At 54.2% G+C, this 20,214-nt stretch carries 12 protein-coding genes; 7 read left to right on the forward strand and 5 right to left on the reverse strand.

The genetic code is table 11. The features are described 5' to 3' along the window. Positions 1-4: 4 nt before the first annotated feature. The 6 genes from IPH10_11350 (at position 5) to IPH10_11375 (ending at position 11,450) form a co-directional block, all read left to right on the forward strand. Positions 5-3,496: a PKD domain-containing protein gene (locus tag IPH10_11350; GenBank protein ID MBK6911501.1), complete on the forward strand. Its 3,492-nt coding sequence runs from the start codon at positions 5-7 to the stop codon at positions 3,494-3,496. A gap of 564 nt (positions 3,497-4,060) precedes the next feature. Beyond that, a complete protein-coding gene (locus tag IPH10_11355; GenBank protein MBK6911502.1) occupies positions 4,061-4,240 on the forward strand; it encodes a hypothetical protein in 180 nt (59 codons plus the stop codon). A gap of 235 nt (positions 4,241-4,475) precedes the next feature. Next, positions 4,476-4,727 (forward strand): hypothetical protein, encoded by a 252-nt coding sequence (locus IPH10_11360; protein MBK6911503.1) that lies wholly within the window; start codon positions 4,476-4,478, stop codon positions 4,725-4,727. A gap of 680 nt (positions 4,728-5,407) precedes the next feature. Further along, the gene (locus tag IPH10_11365; GenBank protein MBK6911504.1) at positions 5,408-9,019 is read left to right on the forward strand and encodes a carboxypeptidase regulatory-like domain-containing protein; all 3,612 of its coding nucleotides are present in this window, start codon (positions 5,408-5,410) and stop codon (positions 9,017-9,019) included. Positions 9,020-9,375: 356 nt separating this feature from the next. Continuing rightward, positions 9,376-10,977, forward strand: coding sequence for a tail fiber domain-containing protein (locus IPH10_11370; GenBank protein MBK6911505.1), 1,602 nt, complete (start codon positions 9,376-9,378; stop codon positions 10,975-10,977). A gap of 11 nt (positions 10,978-10,988) precedes the next feature. Beyond that, positions 10,989-11,450, forward strand: a complete 462-nt coding sequence (locus tag IPH10_11375) for a hypothetical protein (protein MBK6911506.1) — start codon at positions 10,989-10,991, stop codon at positions 11,448-11,450. A gap of 165 nt (positions 11,451-11,615) precedes the next feature. Here IPH10_11375 and IPH10_11380 read toward each other — a convergent pair whose 3' ends face one another. The 5 genes from IPH10_11380 to IPH10_11400 all read right to left on the reverse strand — a co-directional run bounded on the left by IPH10_11380 (position 11,616) and on the right by IPH10_11400 (position 18,013). Further along, positions 11,616-12,347 carry a hypothetical protein gene (locus IPH10_11380; GenBank protein MBK6911507.1) on the reverse strand — a complete coding sequence of 244 codons (732 nt, stop codon included), beginning with the start codon at positions 12,345-12,347 and terminating at the stop codon, positions 11,616-11,618. A gap of 80 nt (positions 12,348-12,427) precedes the next feature. Then, positions 12,428-14,158: a T9SS type A sorting domain-containing protein gene (locus IPH10_11385; protein MBK6911508.1), complete on the reverse strand. Its 1,731-nt coding sequence runs from the start codon at positions 14,156-14,158 to the stop codon at positions 12,428-12,430. Continuing rightward, positions 14,137-15,048: a hypothetical protein gene (locus IPH10_11390; protein ID MBK6911509.1), complete on the reverse strand. Its 912-nt coding sequence runs from the start codon at positions 15,046-15,048 to the stop codon at positions 14,137-14,139. The genes IPH10_11385 and IPH10_11390 overlap by 22 nt, the downstream gene beginning before the upstream one ends. 213 nt (positions 15,049-15,261) lie before the next feature. Next, positions 15,262-15,897, reverse strand: a complete 636-nt coding sequence (locus tag IPH10_11395) for a hypothetical protein (protein ID MBK6911510.1) — start codon at positions 15,895-15,897, stop codon at positions 15,262-15,264. A gap of 22 nt (positions 15,898-15,919) precedes the next feature. Continuing rightward, entirely contained in the window at positions 15,920-18,013 is a 2,094-nt protein-coding gene (locus tag IPH10_11400; protein ID MBK6911511.1) for a hypothetical protein, read from the reverse strand. A gap of 757 nt (positions 18,014-18,770) precedes the next feature. Between IPH10_11400 and IPH10_11405 the strand changes: the two genes are divergently transcribed. Next, on the forward strand, positions 18,771-20,171 hold the full coding sequence (locus tag IPH10_11405; GenBank protein MBK6911512.1) for an aminopeptidase: 1,401 nt from the start codon (positions 18,771-18,773) through the stop codon (positions 20,169-20,171). Positions 20,172-20,214: the final 43 nt, after the last annotated feature.

Here is a 20,214-nt window from a genome sequence, read left to right on the forward strand (position 1 = left end):
ACTCATGTCAGCGCTACTCGTCGTAGTGTGCCTGCTCGGAACGAGTCCTTCATTCGCGCAAAATCTTCTCGGCAATCCCGGCTTTGAGACTGGGCTTGCAGCATGGGACGGAACAGCGATAATATCTATTCAGCAGGCGCACAGCGGCGCTCAATCTGTGATCTTCGACAGCGGGTCCGACTTCGTAGAACAAATTGTGCCGGTTTCGCTTGATTCTACTTACCGATTAGCCTGCTGGCTCTACATCGATTCCGCATTTTCGGGAAATGACTGGGGAGGAATCTCGATATCGGCGATTCACTATGATTGGTCCGGACAATACCAGGGCGAATTCCTTACGCCGAACAACAGACCAGTCGGAGTTTGGTTTCAGGAGTTTATCGAATTCACGCCAACGTTTGGTAATCTGCGCGTTCGCATCGGGATGTTTGGGGGAAATGGCTGGAATCCGCGCTTCTTCACGGACGACGTCACTTTTAATCAGCTTGGCGGTTCCAATCTTCCACCCGTTATCAGCGCAGTGAATGCATCGCCCGTCTCCGGCGCAGTTCCGCTGTCTGTTACGGTAACGGCTTCTGCGGTTGATCCAGACGGAGTTGTTCGTTTGACGCGCCACGATTTTGGAGACGGCAGTACATTGCTGGGCTCAAGCGCCTCGCATATTTATGGAGCGCCCGGCGACTATGAATACAGCTTGACCGTGGTGGATGATCAAGGTGCGGCAACGGATACGGCAATCGCCATAGCGGTCACTGAATCGGGATATCCGTTTGTTGTGATTACTTCGCCGACGGCGGCAGACACGGTCATCGTGTCGGATGCAGTGATTTCCCTCGGCGGCACCCTATCCTCTAACGTTGGTTCTGCCCTATGGTACAACCGCCGTACAGATCAAAGCGGAGCCATTCTGCCAACTTCGTCGTTCACGACTTCAGAAATTGGGCTTGCGCCAGGATGGAATTGGATTGACGTGCAAGCAAGACTGCCCAACGGCACATTGCGTTCGGACGAAATCGCTGTTCGGTACTCACCGCCAGGCTACTCAGGGCCGCTGCTCAGCAACTTTGTTTCTTCTGCTGCGTCAGTTTCGCAATACGATTTATGGGAGATTGAGTTCGATGTGCAAAGCACGGCAACCGCTCCTACATTGCCTTACGATGATGACATTCCTCCCAACCTGACGGCAGGCTCAGGCCTTACAGTGGATGCAGTACTCGGCAACGGAATTGAGACGCTGCGCTGGCCGGCCTTTTTCAAAGCGAAAATGGAACGCCACAACGGCAAACTTATTCCAACCGGAGAATCCGTATGGTGTGTGCGCGCCGCGTTCAAGACAACGGGGCTGTGGACTTGCACCGTCGAGGCGCGTGACGAAGCGGGGACGACTTCAACCACCGGCCCCTCCGTGTTCGTTGTGCCGGGCGATAATCGCGGTTTTCTGCGCGTTTCGGACAACGATGACCGGTACTTTGAGTTCGATAACGGCGAACTGTTCTTGCCTTTGGGCTTCGGGTTTCCCATAGGCGACTTGGATGCGATGGACGAGGAGCTACGGCGCTGGACCGAAAATGGAATCAACTTCAGCCGGTTATGGTTGAGTTCTAGGTCGCCCTACTCCGATCCTTGGTGTTCGTTCGCGACACACCATCCGATGACGGATAACGGCTACATGCCACCGCCGCTGCTCACTACCGCCGAGCACTTTGCTGATGGTGACGTGTCATGGGCAATAGGCGCGCCGGCGATCGCCGGAGAGCAGACTCCGGCAATTTTCCGTGGATTTTGGGATGGCGCCGTACCTGTTCTTCCCAACCGAACGTACCGCGTTAGCGCCAGATTGAAGACGGCAAACGTGAGCGGCGTTGGCGGGGTCGTCATCAAAGTTGGCGACTGGCTCGGCCAAGAGGTTACGCAAGCGGGGGTCGGAACCGCCATCTCGCCTTATGTTACGGGGAGCAACGACTGGTGCTATTTGCAAGGAGAATATTCAACATCGGGCAACCAATTCACATTGCCTAACCTCTACATTGTGCTGGAAAATGTGATTAGCGGCAATGCGTACATTGATCAAGTTACGATTCAAGAGATACGCTCCGATGGCACGCTGGCGGAGAACATTTTGTCGAAGTCGAGAGCGAACTCGCATTACTCGATGGATCCCTATCGCTCGTTCGATTACGACTATTTGATACATGCCGCATGCACGTCCGGCGTGTTCCTCAAGCTCGTTGTGACCGAGAAGGACGACTGGTTGCTGAACCGATTCGACGATTTCGGCTTCATCAACCCCTTTGATGGTGCGTTTGAGACGATCCGCCGGTCGAAGTCGCGCCGCATGATGGAATACTATTGGCGCCATCTAATCGCCAGGTGGGGATATGCCGTTTCCGTTCATTCGTGGGAACTCGTGAATGAAGGTGCGCCTAACTCCTATGCAGACTTGACCAATCACCTTGCAGAGTACATGCATTCGATCAGCCCTTATCCCCGCATGGTTACTACTTCCTTCTGGTCGGGATGGCAACCAGCGTATTGGAACGCTACAAATGCAGATTATGGCGATGTGCACGCCTACATCATGACCACGGGTTGGATTGACACGGTGGTAGTTGATGGTCTGGAATTCAACCGACTTCAGTTAAAAGAAGATCCTGCCGCTGCGATATACGCGTACGCCTTTCAAATCGGCAACGACCCTGCGCGGCACAAACCTGTAATAGTCGGGGAAACGGACCTGGACATGCCTGGCGACCAATCGCCTGATCCACGGCTCGCGCAAGATTTCGAGGGACTTTGGCTGCACGATTTTATCTGGGGGCACATCAGTTCGGGTGGGATAAGCGCCCTAATTTGGAACAACACGAACATTCTCAACAACAATCTGCATTCTCAGTTCTACGGGTTTTCAAATTTCATGCAGACTATCCAATTGCATGAGCGCGGATATGACGACATTGGGGCAACCACCAGTACAAGCAACCTCCGTGCGTGGGGTCAGAGGGACAGCATGGGCGAACATGCGCATATTTGGATTAAGAATCGTCAGCAAACATGGGCCAGAGTCTTGGCGAGCGGCCCTGCTGAAACCGTTTCAGGCGCCATTGATGTGCAGAACCTTCGGCCCGGCCCAGCGACCTTAGTCTGGCACAACACACTGACGGGGTCTGAAATTGGCGTTGATACCTTGGACTTAGCCAACGATGGGCACCTGCATATCACGATCAGCGATTTACAGGACGACATTGCCCTCAAGTTCACCAGCCTTCCGTTGCGTCCGATTATTCACGGCGTCACCATTGCAGTTGAACCGAGTCATGTTATATTGCGCTGGCCCGCGGTCGGAATTCCATGCGTGTACCGAATTTGGAAGGCGGCTTCAGATGATACACCTTTCGAGGCGATGACCTTGGCCGGGACTACTACAAGCGTCTCCTGGCAGGATTCGCTTGACTCGTCCAAAGAGTTTTATGTTGTTGAGTGTGTGCCTTTGGAGTGAAATCGAACATAGTCGGGCTGTTAGACTGCAATCCACGACTTCACTCTATGCAAAGCACGACAAAATACTAAGTCGAAGCACGATGGCGTTCGCACCAATAACAAACTTGCAGCCAGTTTGCAGGGTCCTTGATAACTGAACAGAGGCACATTTCCTGCCAGGAAGCCAAAGCTAAACGGTCACTTAGGTGACGGTTTTTCAGTTTGAGAATTTCGGGAATGTTCGGTCGCATTTCGTGAATTTTCCAGGCAGATAGGAGCGGAATGCCCGCCACAGTGCGCAAAGGTTCAGCAGTTAAATTTTGCGGTAGTTCTTCTACGATTCCTGACTGCTAGAAATCGCCGCCTCAAGTTCCCATTCCTTCGCCGCGGGCAGCCATGCGAAAGCTATTCACTCCGGCGTCTTCGTTTGGGCCGATCGGACCAACGCCGACTTTCGTACTCAGAACATAGTCAATTCCATCCGCGCACCAGGCGTGCCCATTTCTACACCAACTCGGGACTAATATCCGGAATGTATCTCACCGCAGAAGGAAGCCCATGGAATTCAGTCTCCGACTCCATCATGACACAAAACGTCCACTTGGTGAACGCAAAGGACTTGCGCGATAGAGTCTTGCAGCTTCCTATCAAGGAAGGGTGCTACAAATCGCAAGACCCCACGATCGAGCTCATCGGCTCGATGGCGCAGGATTTCTTGATTGCGTATCACCTGGGGCGACTTGCTGGGCATCGCAGCGAATGATGTCGACGGCGTGTTCACTTCATCGACGAACGCGTAGTCGATCGCAAGAAAAGCCTGGAGGCGCGTGTCAAGTTGCTGGAGGAAGTGATTCTACCGTACGGCGAGTTAATGACGAAGGACTTGGTGTCGAAGAAATAGCATGAAGAAGGCACTTTGTCTTCTCCTCCTTTCCGCTCTACTGTGTGCACAGTCACAGGCTGAGAATTCCAACTTATACGCGGACTTTCTTTCGCCCGTGTTGCAAATATCTCCGTTCGCCCCTTTTCAGTGCTTAGTCACCAAGGAAGCGCAACCGGATGCGCGGCTCTTTTGGGAATCGCGGGCCGGATCAGGCAGCTATTCGATCTATCGCGCCACTACGATTGAATTCACACCCGTCCCAGGCAATTTCGTAGCAACCGTGACCGACACTTCTTACACGGACGCGGGCGTCCTAGCTGGCCCAGCGACGCAGCAGTACTACATTGTCTTGGTGAACAACCCATAGCTTGAATGAAGTTGCGAACACGCAGAATATGGCGTGTCTCAGTGTCTCAATACTGTCTTCAGAGGCATCTAAGCTCGTAAAACCTACCCCGCCCACACAATCTTCGTCAATTGGTTCAGGGTTCGAGTCCCTGTGGGTGCACAAGCTAAAGCCCTGCTAAAACATTGTTTTACATGGCTTTTTTGTTGGGCTAATTTGTTCATATGTTCATTCGCAAGTCGTGATTCTATCGCCTTGTGTGAAGTTCCTGGCCCGTTTTTGATGTGCCTTCTTTTGGACTGATTCTAGGGCCGATGAGGATCACGAGGCCGATGGATGCCTACTTGATACTCCGGCTGCTCATCGGTGGCGGAAAGACGGCGGAAAATACTGTGCGGCTCAGGCTAGCTGGTTCGTTCTAGACCGAACATTGTCGTTCCTTGCAGCCACGGCACGGGTTTCATTCGGGGCAAAGCTGCCTGTCTTCCTAAAAAGTCGTTGTATTTGTTAGAGTATATGGCTACTTTGGAGGATCCTGTACCCTATCGGTGCCATCCCGCTTCAGCTGGAGTATTCGAATCATGACTTCAAGAACTGCTCGGATTGCTATTCTGCTTGTCCTTGTTTTGTCGGCAATTTGTATGGCAAATGAGGCAAACACCAGAACACAACAAGTTACTCAAAGTGGCTCGGACGGCCGTGTGGTCCGCTCAGTTACGGCAGGACTGGAGCGCGAACCCGGTCAGTTATTTGACTTAGGCCAGCACAATTCCGAGAACCTGCCAGGTTTTGCCGTCGGACAGCTTCTATGGGATGCCAATGATCCAGTCGGACTCATGGACAACGTTGCGATCGCGGACAACGGCAGCATCGCGGCAGTCGGGGTCAGCCTCAACAGTTTCCGCCTACAGGTCTTTGATGGATTGACCGGTGAGCTATTTTACGAAGTCCCCGGCGAGGATGGACTGAGCGCGGTTGCGGTTTCACCAACGGGATCACACGTCGTTTGGGCCCAGACTCGCACGCTTCGGGTCCTTACCGGCGAAAACGGCACCGAACTTTGGTCAACTACTATCCCCGATGATTCCTACTACAGCGGCATAGCGCTTTCCCGTGCAGGTGACTACGTTCTTGCCCTAATGACTCATGGGACGGATAGTTTGTATTTATCGCTGTATCCGATTGAGTCGTCGGAGCCCGTTTGGGAAGCCGCACTTCCGATGATGGCCGCGAATAACCAGTGGATCGGAGCGCGATTCTCAGGCGACGGTACGCGCATCGTCGCCACAAGCCGCTTTCGCTTGTTTGCGCTGGATGCGTCCACGGGTGACATGATTTGGAACGAAGACGGGCGCAACACCGAACACCCGGCCACGGTTTCCGGCAATGGCCGGATCATCGCGGCAGCCGGCAATAACGATGGCAAGGTCAGATGTTATTTGTGGGACCAGGCCAATTCCACCTACATTCTGTTCTGGGAATACCGATTCAGCGGGGGCACTTCAAACTGGGGCACAGCAACGGCGGTATCGTACGATGGACAGACGATTGCGGGCGGCTCGATGCAGTTCAATTCAACAGGCTATGAGGGCTATGTCGCCGTCTTTGAAACCAATGGCGGCGGCGTTCCGCTCTGGGTTTCGGCAGGTATGGGGGACTTGGTTGGCGATATCGAGATCTCGGACGACGGGCTGACGGTTGCGGCGTGTTCCTGGGGATATCTGAATGACAGCCAACCGGATATACGAGTATTTCAGAAATACGATGCGGTGCCGTTCTTTGCATATACACATCCCGGCTCTCCCAACGACCTGGATTTGTCGGCGGACGGCACCAGTCTAATCGCCGGTGGCAAGGCGGTTCACAATCGCTTGTTCGGGAACGGCGGTAACGCATACACATTTGCCTTGGACCTTGAAGGCGGCAGCGCCAACGGCACGGTGACGCTAGATGGGACCGGTGATTACTCTGGCGTGACAATTGAAGCCCTCGGTACGCACTTGCGGGCAACAACCTCCAGTGACGGTTCTTACCAGATTGACCACATCCCGGCAGGCACTTACACTCTTACGGCGCGGAAATTGGGTTATTCCTGGGACACCGTGCCCGGAGTTGTTATCACCGAGGATGGTTTGACCAGCGGAGTTAACTTTGATTTAGTACTGACTGAACAAGCTCCACAGAATCTGGCGACGGTTAGTGGTCAGCTGCGGAGCATTGACTTGAGTTGGAGCGCACTCGGGACATTCGCTCGATCCAACCGCGCGCACGATGCCCTCATTGCGGTCGGAGATTCTCCACTAACTCGATCGAATGATGCTGAACATACATCGGTGAGCGAGGGGATCGAAGATAATCTGCCGCGCCGCACTCCGCACCGCTCGCTGGATGATCCGGATTCGATACATATCTGGCGGGCGCCACTGGCTGGCGGGCCTTATGCTCTAATTGGATCCGCAGTGGGTACCGCCACGACATTCAGCGACAGCGTTCGAGTGTACCCGGCCTTCACGTATTACTACGTTGTAACGGGAGTGTATAGCAACGGTGAGTCCGAGTACTCCAATGAAGCCGCAGGCTCGCTGGATGACTCATACTTGGTCTATGATCCGGTCGTGCCGCCGGCAGTCTCACCGGTGACCTTTGACGGCGTCATCTCTCAGGGCGAGTGGACTGATGCAGTCAGAATTGACATTTCTGATGTGTATGGCTACGACGGTTCCAATCCTCCGCAGACCGCCTACCTCTACTTGAAGTACAACGATACAAACGACATGCTCTATTTGGCGTGCGAAGACCACGCTAATCCGAGTTTGGATGAAGGTGAAGGGTTTGGCATCTATTTCGACGACGATGATTCCGACACGTGGTCATACTCGCGCCCGGGCAGTGAAGGCAATTACTGGGCGTACTATTATGCCTCCGGAGCGACGCTGCGCTATCGGTCTTTGTCCGGCGCACCCCACAACGTTGAACCGTACTACGTTTTTGCGAATCCGCAGATTGGATTCTCGACCGCGTCAGGGTATTTTTCGGGTGAAGTCGCTATCCCTTTGGGATTCCATGATCTTTACCAAGTGGCGCTTTACGGGCCGGATAAGACGCCGGGATTGGGCTTCTTTGTGATTCAACGCCAGGCCGGCAACCCCATCTTTGACGGGTGGTGGCCGCAGAACATGCCGTCTATCGTCAGTAATCCGGAGTACTTCAGCAACACGTCCATTCAAGCGACATTGCCGGTGCCGCCAGCACCGCCGACGGACGTTTCCGTGACTCCCGTCGGCAACAACCTTCAAGTCACGTGGACGGATCCCACACAAGGAGTTGACGGATTGCCTGTGAACGGCTTGGCCGGTCTCATCCTGTACCGCAATGCCGAAGTGTATGATTTCATGCCGGTCGGCGTTCAGACTTACACGGACGAAGCCGCAACGTTCGGCGCATGGTATGACTATTCAATCACAGGGTACATCCTGGACGACGATGTTGAATTCGAAGGTCCGCCTTCCGCTGTAGTAGGCGCCTACGCGGGAGTCACCCCGGAGATTGAATATCTAACCTACGATGACGGTACATGGGAGTTCTTCATGATCGTATCCGGCCTGTATGACGAGAATCGGTTCGCAATCCGCTGCAACATGCCGACAGGCAATGAGTTCGTCTATACGGCGCAGATCGCTGTGAACTCAATCGCACCTATCGGCATAGGCATCGCGCTCGACAACGGCGGCTTGCCCGAAGCCCAGCTGATTGGTCCATATTTCATCACGCCACCGGTTACAAATGAGATGTTTACGATTCACTTCCCCGGAGAAGCGGTCGCGCCGGGAGATGTGTTTTGGACAACTTTAGATTGGACCGAAGCACGCCCTGCTGAACCGGGAATCGCGACAGACAACAATGGCGGCGATCAGGGCCGCTGTTACTGGTATCAAGCGGCGACAGGCTGGCAAAATCAACCTTCAAACTTCATGATCCGCACCGGAGTCGGCGACCTTGTGGATGCAGCGGAGCCGCCCCCGCAGGGACTCGTTCACGAGTACAGCTTGATGTCCAACTACCCCAATCCTTTCAATCCGGAGACGACGATTCCCTTCTCATTGGCGAAGGCCGGCGAGGCGACCCTGCGGATCTTCAACATCGCCGGTCAGCAAGTTGCAACCCTGATTGACGGCAAGCAGGTCGCGGGCTATCATGTGGTGCGGTGGAATGGCCGGGATGACCTTGGCTTCGCTTTGGCATCAGGCATCTACTTCGCCCGGCTGGATGCCGGTAGTTTCTCGCAATCGAGGAAATTGATACTACTCAAGTAAATTTGTTTGCGGTGAATAGTAGCATACATACAAAAGCCCTGCTGAGACATTGTTTGCAGGGCTTATGTGTTCTGGGCGCTTGTTCATGTGTTCACTTTGAGTTCCATATGCGTTGCCGTGATTACCCTAATACTGCCATGTTACACCTTGCCAAATTAGTGGCATAGAGACACGCTTACTTTTCGCACCTGTTGCTGACCCAACTCGATATCCAAGTGTTGCTTTTCCAATCTCCTGCATCGGACTGAGCGGCTTCGGGTATCTTCAATTGTTGATTCAGATTCGTTGACATTGCGTCGGGATCCGAAGTAGATTGCTACAAATATGTCGAATATATTGAATTCGGAGAACCGACCATGAGATTAGGATTCCTGGCTCTTTTGTCGCTGGCTTTCAATGCCTACGCCATACCACATTTGATCAACTATCAAGGCCAGCTTACTTCGCCGACCGGCACACCACTCGACACCACCGTGACAATGACTTTCACGCTCTACAGTACGGCCTCCGGCGGCATACCTTTGTGGACAGAGACGTATTCTCCCGTAATCGTCGGAGACGGCTTGTTCAACGTCCAGCTTGGTTCGCTAGTGCCTCTGGGTGACTATTTCATTGCAGACCGCTGGCTGGGCATTACGGTCGGCGGCAACAGCGAGATGACGCCGCGGCAGCCAATCACGTCCGTTGCCAGTGCTTATCGCGTGGGAACGCTGGACTGGGCGAGCGGGGGGTACATCACCAGTAGTGTGAATATTCTCGGCGAATTGCAGGTCGGCGACGCAAATACGATTACCTCCTCCGAAGGCCTTGTCGTAGGTTCGGACAACGTCGTGAACAGTTTCCGGTCATCCATTACGGGCGGGTCGGACAATCTGCTCACCACCAGCGCCGTGCACTCGCACATCGGAGGCGGCACTGACAACGATGCGCACGGGCAAAATTCAGTAATCGGAGGCGGCCAAGGTAATTTCGCGGAGGGAGATTATAGCGCCATCACAGGCGGTCGCTTCAATCGCACCCAGTTCAACAGTTTTGTCGGTGGCGGAGTTGGGAACACGTGTTTGGGATCAGTCAATGTGATTTCGGGCGGCGACTCGAATGTTGTATACGCCGGCGGGCACAATGTCATTGGTGGGGGCAGCGGTAATGAAATTGACAGCATTTCTTACGGCACGATTGCGGGCGGACAAATCAACCGAGTGGCCGCAGACTATGGCACGGTTTCTGGTGGTTTCGGTAACAGTGCGACCGGCTATGCTTCAGTAGTGGCCGGCGGCCAATCGAATTCGGCTTCCGGTCAGGAAGCAGTGGTGAGCGGCGGCGACCACAATGCCGCTTCAGGGTATCGGTCATTCGTCGCTGCTGGAGGCAATAACGAAGCTGCGAGCAACTACTGTTTCGCCGGCGGGAATAACTCGCATGCGCTTCACTCGGGTGCATTTGTCTGGGGCGACGGTTGGGGCACGAATCTTACGTCGAGCGCGAACGATCAGTTCAGCGTGCGTGCCTCGGGAGGTTATCGTCTGTTCTCCAACAACAACCATTTGGCGGGTGTGACGATGGCCGCCGGAGGAAATGCCTGGATCGCGGTCTCAGATTCAACGAAGAAGCGGAATATTCGGCTATCCGACACGAAAGCCGTGCTTACAAAGATTTCCGAGTTGCCGATCAAGGAATGGGAGTATAAGTCAGAGGCCGAAGGCACCGAACATATAGGTCCGATGGCGCAGGATTTTTGGAATGCGTTCGGCCTGGGCAGCGACTCGCTGGGAATTGAGACGATTGATGCGGACGGCGTGTTGTTCGCCGCGGTGCAGGAACTGGCGAGTCAAAATGCTCGCCTGATCGAACAGAGACGGATTCAAGACGAGCACCTTGCAAACCTTGATCGTCGTATTCAGCAACTTGAAGCAGTGATATTGCAGTTCGGCGCGTTAAACAATTCTGTTAAACAGTGAAAGACAACCATATGAAGACTCTCTTGCTGCTCTTCCTTCCTGCGCTGTTGTGGGCTCAATCGCAGAGCGAGAACTTCGCGCTGAGGAAGAGCGTGGTTGATGCGGGAGGCGGGACATCGAGTTCAGCTAACTTCAATTTGGTTTCAGCTTTTGGACAACCAACGCCAATTGGCGTGCAATCGAGCGCAAGTTTCAATTTGTACGCGGGCTTCCTATTGCCCTTGCTGCTAGTATCACCTTTGTCTCCGATTCAGCATCTGGTCATCAAAGAAGACCAGCCTGATGCATTGTTGTACTGGGAGCCGATTGCGGGCGCGGCAAGCTACTCAATTCACCGGGGAGCAGGCATCAACTTCGTCCCGTCGCCGACGACGTTGATTGGTACAACCACAACCACCTCCTTTACGGACACCAACGCCTTGGCCGGACCGGAGATGCAGCAGTATTACATTGTGATCTCAAACGCTCCGTAGGTAGTACTCACAGGCTAAAGCCCTGCAAGAACCATCTTGCAGGGCTTTCTGGTTTGACTGTGTTTTCGAAACGCCGCGTTTCAGACTCTGACCGAATGACAGCGGCCGCTCGTGGGAGCGGCCGCTGTCGTTATCGAGGTTGTACCCCGCTGCGAAACGGCGGGGCTATTGCCCGTGAGCGTCAACACGGTATTCCGATTGATCGGCGTGCGCGTTTACATCGAGATAAAAGAGTGATGGCGTGGAGTCAATAGCAGCATAGGGGCCCGGAATTGGAGCAATTGTGCTGCGATATACACGATACAATGGCGGCTCAATCAGCGCTCGCCCCAAGGTATCGAACATGACGGCCCGCCAATGCAATTCGGCTGCACTGCCCGTCAATTGTATGGTCAGGCTGTCCGGTGCCTGCGGGACGCGGTCGCAGATCAGAAAAACCGGCGGATTAAAGGTGCCGGGAATGTAACTGCCGTTGGGACGCCACAATTCCACATCTGCGTTCATCGGCACGTCGCCACAGCCGCGATAAACCAATCGCAGCCGAAACAGCTCGCCCGGTCCCGCCCAATACGTGCCGCCAAATATCGTCGCGCCGACTTCAAGCCAATTCGGAGCGGACACGATATGATCGGCAAATCGAAAGTCTAATCCGGGAACGGACGAAATTAGCGACCCGGGCACTGGAGCCGCGGCCAGGTCCACGAGTGTCGTGTCGTAGTACAGATATACCGTGAAGCCGCGTACAGTATCCGACGCGGTGATGTAGGCCGATACGGTCACGGTATCGCCGATCAACCCGAACGATGAGTCCGGTTGAAAGTACAGTTCGGTCGCGATACTTGGTGCCGCAAGTTTGAGAACGGCCAACACCACGATTATCATCGAAAATTTGCGCAACAGCAATCTCCGGTAGAATATTCACCCCCGCCGCCACAAATCGTGACGGCGGGGATTCTATTTTATGATGCGATTCGCGTTTAACGAATCAAGACCATCTTCTTCAAGTCACTGAAACCGTTGACTTGAATCGTGTAGATGTACAATCCGGACGCCAAGGTCGAGGCGTCGAACGAAACCTCGTGGCGACCGGCTTCGAGCGGTTGATTGAGCACTGTAGCAACCGCCTGGCCAAGGGTGTTGTATACCAGAATCGTCACGTGGCCCGCTTCGACCAGATCGAATTGAATATTCGTCGTCGGGTTGAACGGATTCGGGTAGTTCTGGTGCAGCGCGTAGTTGGTCGGAATCGAGCTGGCGCTCTGAATCGAAATACCATCGCTCTCTGTCGTGCTGATCGCGCCTGTATTATCAACCATCTGCACGGAGACCAGGGAAAGCTCACAGGGCGACGTGATCTCGCGCATCACACGGAAGGTCACCGTGCCAAGCACGGCGTCATCGTAAAGTGTTGTGTATCCGCCGCAGGCTGCGGCCACGATACCCACTTTGCCGGCTTCGTTGTTGACCAGCGCCGCCTTGGTGAACAGCGTCCCGTCCGTAGCAATAGCCGAAGTGGTTGAACTGACGTACTCCAACCGTGTGTCATCATACTCGAGCACCGCTTCAACGGCTTTGACCACATCGCCTTCGTTGCCGGTCAGGCCAATGGTCACCGTAAACTCGCTGCCGTCGTCAAAACTCGCATCAGTCGGCGTCGTTAGCGAAACCACCGGCGCTTCATCCAAATTGCCGAACGGGCGATACTGCGCCGGATCGGGTTCAAGACCGAACTCCGTCGAAGGGGATTCGCCAACGGGCGCCACAACGCCGTAGTTGAAGCTGAACACCACGAGGTCAGAGAAATTCACCGAACCCGATCCGTCGGGATTCGGCACACTCTTCCCCACCGTGCCATTTTCAAAATTCACCGGCCCAATGTTATGGTACGTTCCGGTGTTCGTGAAATAGACGGGCGGCAGGACGTTCAGGTCCGCGGTATTCACACGGCCGCTGGAATTGAAATTGCCCGCTCCCACGTCTGCGGTGACCCAGTCACCCAACCAGTAGTTCGTCGAGCGATCTGCGTTCTCCAGGAACTCAACCGTATCGCCGACGGACCAGTTTCCGCCCGCATCTTTCACAAACGTCACATAGCGGTAGATGTCACGATACGAAGCCGCGTTGCCATGACCGTTCACCCAGTTTGTGTCAGCATCAAGCCAATATGTATCCGAACCAGCAACGTGAGTCGTCGGCCCGTCACCGCGGTTATTCACGCTGCCGTAGACCGCCGATGTCGTCCCGCTCAGCGCGGTTTGCGTCGCCACCAAGGTCCAGCCCACCGGCACCGGCATCGTCGTCGCATAGTTCGCCTCGCTCGCCCACAAATCGCCGCTGTAGCTTGGGTATTGTCCCGAGAGCGGACTGCGATATATACGCATCTCCTGAGCCTGCAGACCGGCCGTCCACGACCACTTCAGCCAAACGCCGAGGTGCGCGGGGCGTGCATCGAACGCGGTCACGGCGTTCTGCGGTTTCGTCGTGTCAACGCAGATTGTGAACGGCTGCATCGTCGCAGTATTGCCCGCGCAGTCCGACGCATTCACGTTGAATACACTCGGCGCCCCATTGCTACCGCCCACAATGGGCGGCATCCAGCCCCACAACGCGAGGGCCTCGCCATCAGTGGACAGATAGTTGGGCTGGTCAAGCGGAAGCGGGAAGCTATTCATGCCATAGCTAATCGTCAGCGTGCCGGTCGCCGCCATGCAGGCGTTCGCCCCAGTTCCGACGTTATATTAATGTAGTCGTCCAGATATGACCCGCCGTAGTTCGGCGATAACGGGTCGTTGCTGAAACAGTAGTTGGCTGGAATTGACGTGGTAACTGTAAGGCTCGGCGCAGTAGTGTCACGCCCGATGTTGCTCAGACTGAACACTGTCGCAACGTTGCATTCGCTATCGGTCAAATGCAGCGTCAGCGTGTTGCAGCCTTCGTTCAACGCATTATAGAAAGCCAAGGCCTGCGCTCCCGGCGTCGGGAACGTCAGGGTCTCCGGCGACGCCACATTCGCGCCGAATAGCGGGATAGAAGCGCCGCTCGGTGCAAACGTTACCCACGCTTCGTCCAGCAGCGAATTCGCGTCCGTCAATGTTGCACTGAATTTGTTGTCCATTTGCGCCGCGCTGCCAAACGCACACGTCGCTGAATTCACAAATGTGTTGATGACCGGAACAGTGCAATCCACTTCAATGGAAGCCGCGCTGACCGACAAAGCGTTGCTATGATCGAAATTGGACTCATCCGTCCATAGCGTTCCGTTCACGGTGATAGTGTGCACGCCCGTCGCTGCCGTGCTGATGAGCGGAATGCAAGCAACATACTTCGTGTAGTCGCCCGTGCTGTAACCCTGCCCTAAGCCCATGTCAACTTGGACAAGGCTGTCGTTGAGTTTTATGGCATAGGCGGCGATCAGATTCGTGTCACGCTCCGCCAGGATCGGTGTAACAATTGCGCCGATTAACGGCAAGTCTGCCGCAAATCCGGAAGGCAGGTCGAGAATCACCTGCAGATTGGGTATGCCGGGCGTATTCAGCGTCAGATAGAGATTGACATTGTCGCAGACGCGGCTGCATCCGATGTGATCATCGCTCAGCACAAAACCGATGTCCGTACAGCCGTTGGTGTTCGGATTTAAGTCAACATTTCCGCCGCCGCCAACAACATTGTATTGCCCCGGAAACCCGCCGTTAGTCGTAAAATTCGAATAGCAATTGGTGTTCCAGGTATTGCCGGAATTGGGGTCATATGCATTGACTCGGGTTCCAGGATGCAGTTGTGATTGTTGTTGGGCCCGTGGCGTTGTACATGTTCATCGCCGTGGCCCGGTTCCGGCAGGAGTGTAGTTGGCGAACCGCCGACCGATGGAAACCCCATTAATCGTTCCGCCGACCAAACCGCCGGCACGACTCCACAGCATGACGCCGTTTTGTGCGATTGCTGTGGTCGGGCCAGCACCGACAATTGTACCACCCGTCATGTTGAATGTGATGTTTCCGCCGCCAGCAAGGTTGTAATTGCCATCTACGACATCCACGGCGTTCTTCTGGAAGCCGTTGAATGTGCAGTTATTGACTGCGAGTGTTGCAGTGCCCGGAGCCGATGCATCCACAGCAAGGCCTTGACCGGTTTGACTTCCGGCAATCGTGTATGTTCCAACTATTGAGCAATTTGAAATAGCACCCGAAGCCCTGTTCCAGAAAACAATGGCGTCTGCGCCTCCTGCGCCTGGGGTGAGACCGAGACCATCTTCAATCAGCATGGATTGAAGCGTGACGTTCGTTGAATTGTTCACGAACACTGGAACGTTCATCGCGGGAGTGTATTTATGGCCAACACCGGTAGCCAGCAAGACAGTCGGGCGAATGATCGTCGAGTTGCCAACGCCTATTACGTTGGTATAGCTCAATCCATCGACCGCGAATCCTTCAAACAAACCGGCCGTCAAGTGCACTTCATTGGCTGTTGCTTCATAGGCCCACGTTGAAGCTGACGCCGTTAGCGCGGCCTGTAACCGCCGCTATCGGCGGTGTCACATGGAAGAAATCGAGCGCACGATCATACGCCCAGCCATTCACGCCTTGTGTTGTGGCGGCGGCCACGGCTGCGGCCTGGCTCGGCATGTAGGCTTCAAGATAGGGATACAGCGCGGAACCCACTACATATGGATAGGCGCCAGGCGGCACGGTCAGATTGGTCAAGGGTGGACGCACCGACATCCACTCAACACGCTCCCAATAGATGGGACGCGCTTCGGAGATATTCAGTGTGCCCATGAAGTTCACGTTGTTTGAACCGCCAGTGTTGTAACGACCGTAGGTGTACACCGCCGCGCCGCCCCAGGCATTTCCGGAAGTCGTTAAGCCGTTGATGGTAAAGTTGCTGCAATCAGTTAGAGACAGTCCGTTGCCAGAGAGCGCTCCCGAAGAAGTGCAATTCGTGATGCTTCCAGAAGCCAACCCATTAAGGTCAATACCGGTTTTACCCGTACCAATGACTGTCACATTTGAAATGGCTGCCGTAGCATTATCACCGGAGACCTTTAAGCCATAGTTACCTGTAATGGCTGCGTCAGGGCCGTCGAGCGTGAAATTCTGGAAGGTGAAGTTAAAGTCTCCGTTAGCATCGATGCCATAGTCGCTAAAGGCGCTGGCATTGATTACAACACCTGCTTGGCTTTCGCCGATCAGCGTGAGGCTCTTGTAGATGTTCAGCGCTTCGGGGTATGTCCCGTCAGACGCAGTAACGCTGCCGCCGGAATTGGCAATATTGATGCCATCTTGAATCCGCGCAGGCGCTTGCACCCAGACGGTGCCACCAGAAAGACCAGAGTAGCTCATGGCACCCACGCCGCTGACATACACGTCGTATGTGTGACCACTAAAGGTATAGCTTGAGGATGACACCGTCGTCGCAAAGTCCCCGTTTTCGTCAGTATCAAACGCAAAACCGTACGAACAGTTTGCGGTAGTGTTTCCTGTTAAGAGTGAGTTGACGCTTGATTGGTAGCTGAGCCATGCATCAGAACCGACCGTCACATAGATGCCCAAGCACCCCGGGCGGTTTTCGCCGTCCACGTCATTGTTCGTGAACTGACCTTGCCCGCCTGAGCCGCCCCAAGCGAACAATCCGATGTCATTGTTGTTAACAGTGTTATTATCGAGGACGACGTTCAAATAGGGAAAGAACACCCAGATACCATAACTGTTCACCGCACCGTCATCCACGAAATTATTCTGGATCAAGTCCGCGACGCCGCCGAATCCACCGTTATTGTCGGTATGCAAGCCACTGCCACTATTCGTGATAACATTGTTTAGGAATTGCGTTCCGCGCGACCAGTTCGCGGCAATAGCATCGTTACAGTATGAAACAGTGTTGTACTCAATAAGGCCGGCACCGCCGAAATTGAAGATTCCTATCGAACCACCGCACGCAGCTACGTTTTGCACGGTGTTGTGATGAATGTGGAAACTGCTGCCGCTGCTCCTTGCGTAGATTCCCCGCAGAAAGACGTTCTTCACAGTTGTGTGATGTACCACAAGATTGTTCCACGGCCCATCTGACTCGATGATACCGTTGCGGGCGTCGATATCGGCACCATTGACGCTTACGCCGCTCGTGAGGCTTGGATTGTCGCCATCGACGGTTAGATTAGAAATCGTCACATCGTGAGCGGAGACTACTATGACCTGCGAGTTCTGGAACGACCCAGCGTTGCACGGACCGACATCCGAAGCAGCGGGATAAATCGTTGTCAGCCCTACACCTGCACCATTTATCGTGAGAGATTTGTTCACCACAAGGTTCTCCACATATATTCCGGCCGCGACGAGAATGACATCACCTGGTGAAGCGGCATTTATTGCGGCTTGTATTGTCGGTTGGTCGGCTGGCACATTAATGATCGCATCGAGTCTGCCACTTTGATCCCGGTCAACCTGAGCGGGTGGTGCTGATAACGCAACGGATCGCGAGGCATCTTCCACTCCGGCCGAGATTGGCAGAGTCGGCATTGCCGCCCAAGCATTAGTTGCCAGCGCAAAAACCGCCAGCGTTATCAAGAACTTTCCAAACTTATACATGGTTGCTCCCCATGAATTAACTGTTGTAAAGGCAAATTCTGTGTTTAGTATGACAAAGGTAACTGTTTACTTGGCGATGGTAATGCGAGCTAAGTGCGAATCGAAAGCCGCACCTGCCGGAAAACAACAAAGCGCAACCCGTGACTGGATTGCGCGATTAACTTATTCAGACTATCCGTTTGTCGGCCGTTATTCGGCCATTTCCCAACACGATCAAGAGACATTTCTACTCTTCATCTGCGCAGTCTCGCACTAATAGCGACCCCACTGAGCATAACTGACCAAGCTATGTGAATATAGATAAAGGTAGCGATGCGTGAAGCATTTGTCAAGCAATTGTTGAAGTTAGAACATTCCATTCTCTACCGAGAATATGTGAAACGGATTTCGCTCTCTTTGCTTATCATCTTCAGCCGCTTAACGACCTTATCCACGGGACAAACGAGAATTATCAAATAGTATCAACTTGAAACAGGGTGATAGCGTGCCTCTTTGGAGGGTGGCTTTTGACATCGCCTTAGCAGCCGTCGTCCGGCGATTGGTCTTTCGAAGAGCGCTGGATGCCGCGCGCCGAGGCCACTGTGGATTCCCTTGTGAATTGAACATTTGAATAAAATGACATAGATTCTGTGGCTATCCTGCACCGTAATGTTGTGTTTTACGTTCAAGCGTTGTAGTTTGGGCCTGTCGTCGCGGGGGGAGACCCCCGACTCTTGATCACTAAGGAGGTACCGGAATGTTCCGACTCTTTTCGCTGCTGGCTTTCGCTTTGTCATCTTGCCTGTTCGCCCAGTCTTCGGATCCGCAGGCCGGGCTGTCCGTGGAGCAGGTGCGCTCACTGATTCAGTCCGTTGAACTCGATGCTCGCACCCGCACCGCCATGAACGCGGTCACCAGTAATGATATTAAGTCCATCGCCATGAATCGCGATGTGCTCGCCGCCAGCGATGACATCTTCTCATTCAAGCTCGAAACAAAAGGTATTACGGACCAGGAAGGCTCCGGACGCTGCTGGATGTTCGCGGGCGCCAATCTGATGCGTCAGGATGTATCCGCGAAGTATGATCTTGACGAATTCGAGTTTTCTGAGAGCTACTTTGCGTTCCATGACCTGCTGGAGAAGAGCAACGTTTTCCTCGAGTACATTATCGCTACGCGCGACCGTGACATTCAGGACCGCGAATTGGTCAAGCACCTTGAAGACCCCATTGGCGACGGCGGATACTGGGGTTTCTTCGCCAACCTCATGCAGAAGTACGGCGTTGTGCCGAAGAATGCGATGAGTGAAACGCGCAGTAGCGCCAACACCGGCACGATGCAGCGCATTCTGGCGATGCTCATGCGCCGGGACGCCGCTCACTTGCGGACACTCGGCGCCGAGGGAAGATCATTGGAGGAGTTGCGCGCGGAAAAGGCCCGCATGCTTAAGGACGTCACTCGCCTGCTCGTCATAAACTACGGAGTCCCGCCGACGGAATTTGAATGGCGAACGACCGACTCGACCGGCAGGGCTTCCGATCCCGAGACGTTCACTCCGCAAGAGTTCTTCCGTAACGTTGTGGATGTGGATCTCGCCGATTTTGTGTCACTCGCAAACTATCCGATTCATCCTTTCGGCAAGAATTACAGTATCCAGTCCATGCAGCCGATGGCGGATAAGAACGACGTGACCTTCGTGAACATTGACGCCGCGACCATGAAAGACATCACACTCAAGGCGCTAATGGATAGCAATCGTATCTGGTTCGCCTGCGACGTCGGCCACGAGTCGTACAGCAAGAAGGGACTTCTGATCGAGGGCATGTACAACTACGAAGAGCTGTTCGGCATCGAGCTTGGGATGTCCAAAGAAGTGCGTCTTGACTATCGCGATCAATCTGCAAATCACGCGATGGTGTTAGTCGGGGTGGATGTCGTGGACGGCAAACCGCGTAAGTGGCTGGTTGAAAACAGTTGGGGCAAGGAGCGTGGTGACGGCGGACTTTTCACTATGTCTGATGAGTGGTTTGACGAGTACGTGCTGAATGTCATTATCCCAAGCCGCTATCTGCCCAAGGAGTTGCTGCGCATTTCAATGGAGCCCCCGACTCCCCTGCCGATTTGGGATCCCGTCTGGGACCGGCTTGAATTACGCTGACGAGGCATCGCTTGCGGACCCTTACGCAAGCATCCCATGTTCC

The organism is bacterium (genome assembly GCA_016702305.1).
Classification (GTDB): domain Bacteria; phylum Electryoneota; class RPQS01; order RPQS01; family RPQS01; genus JABWCQ01.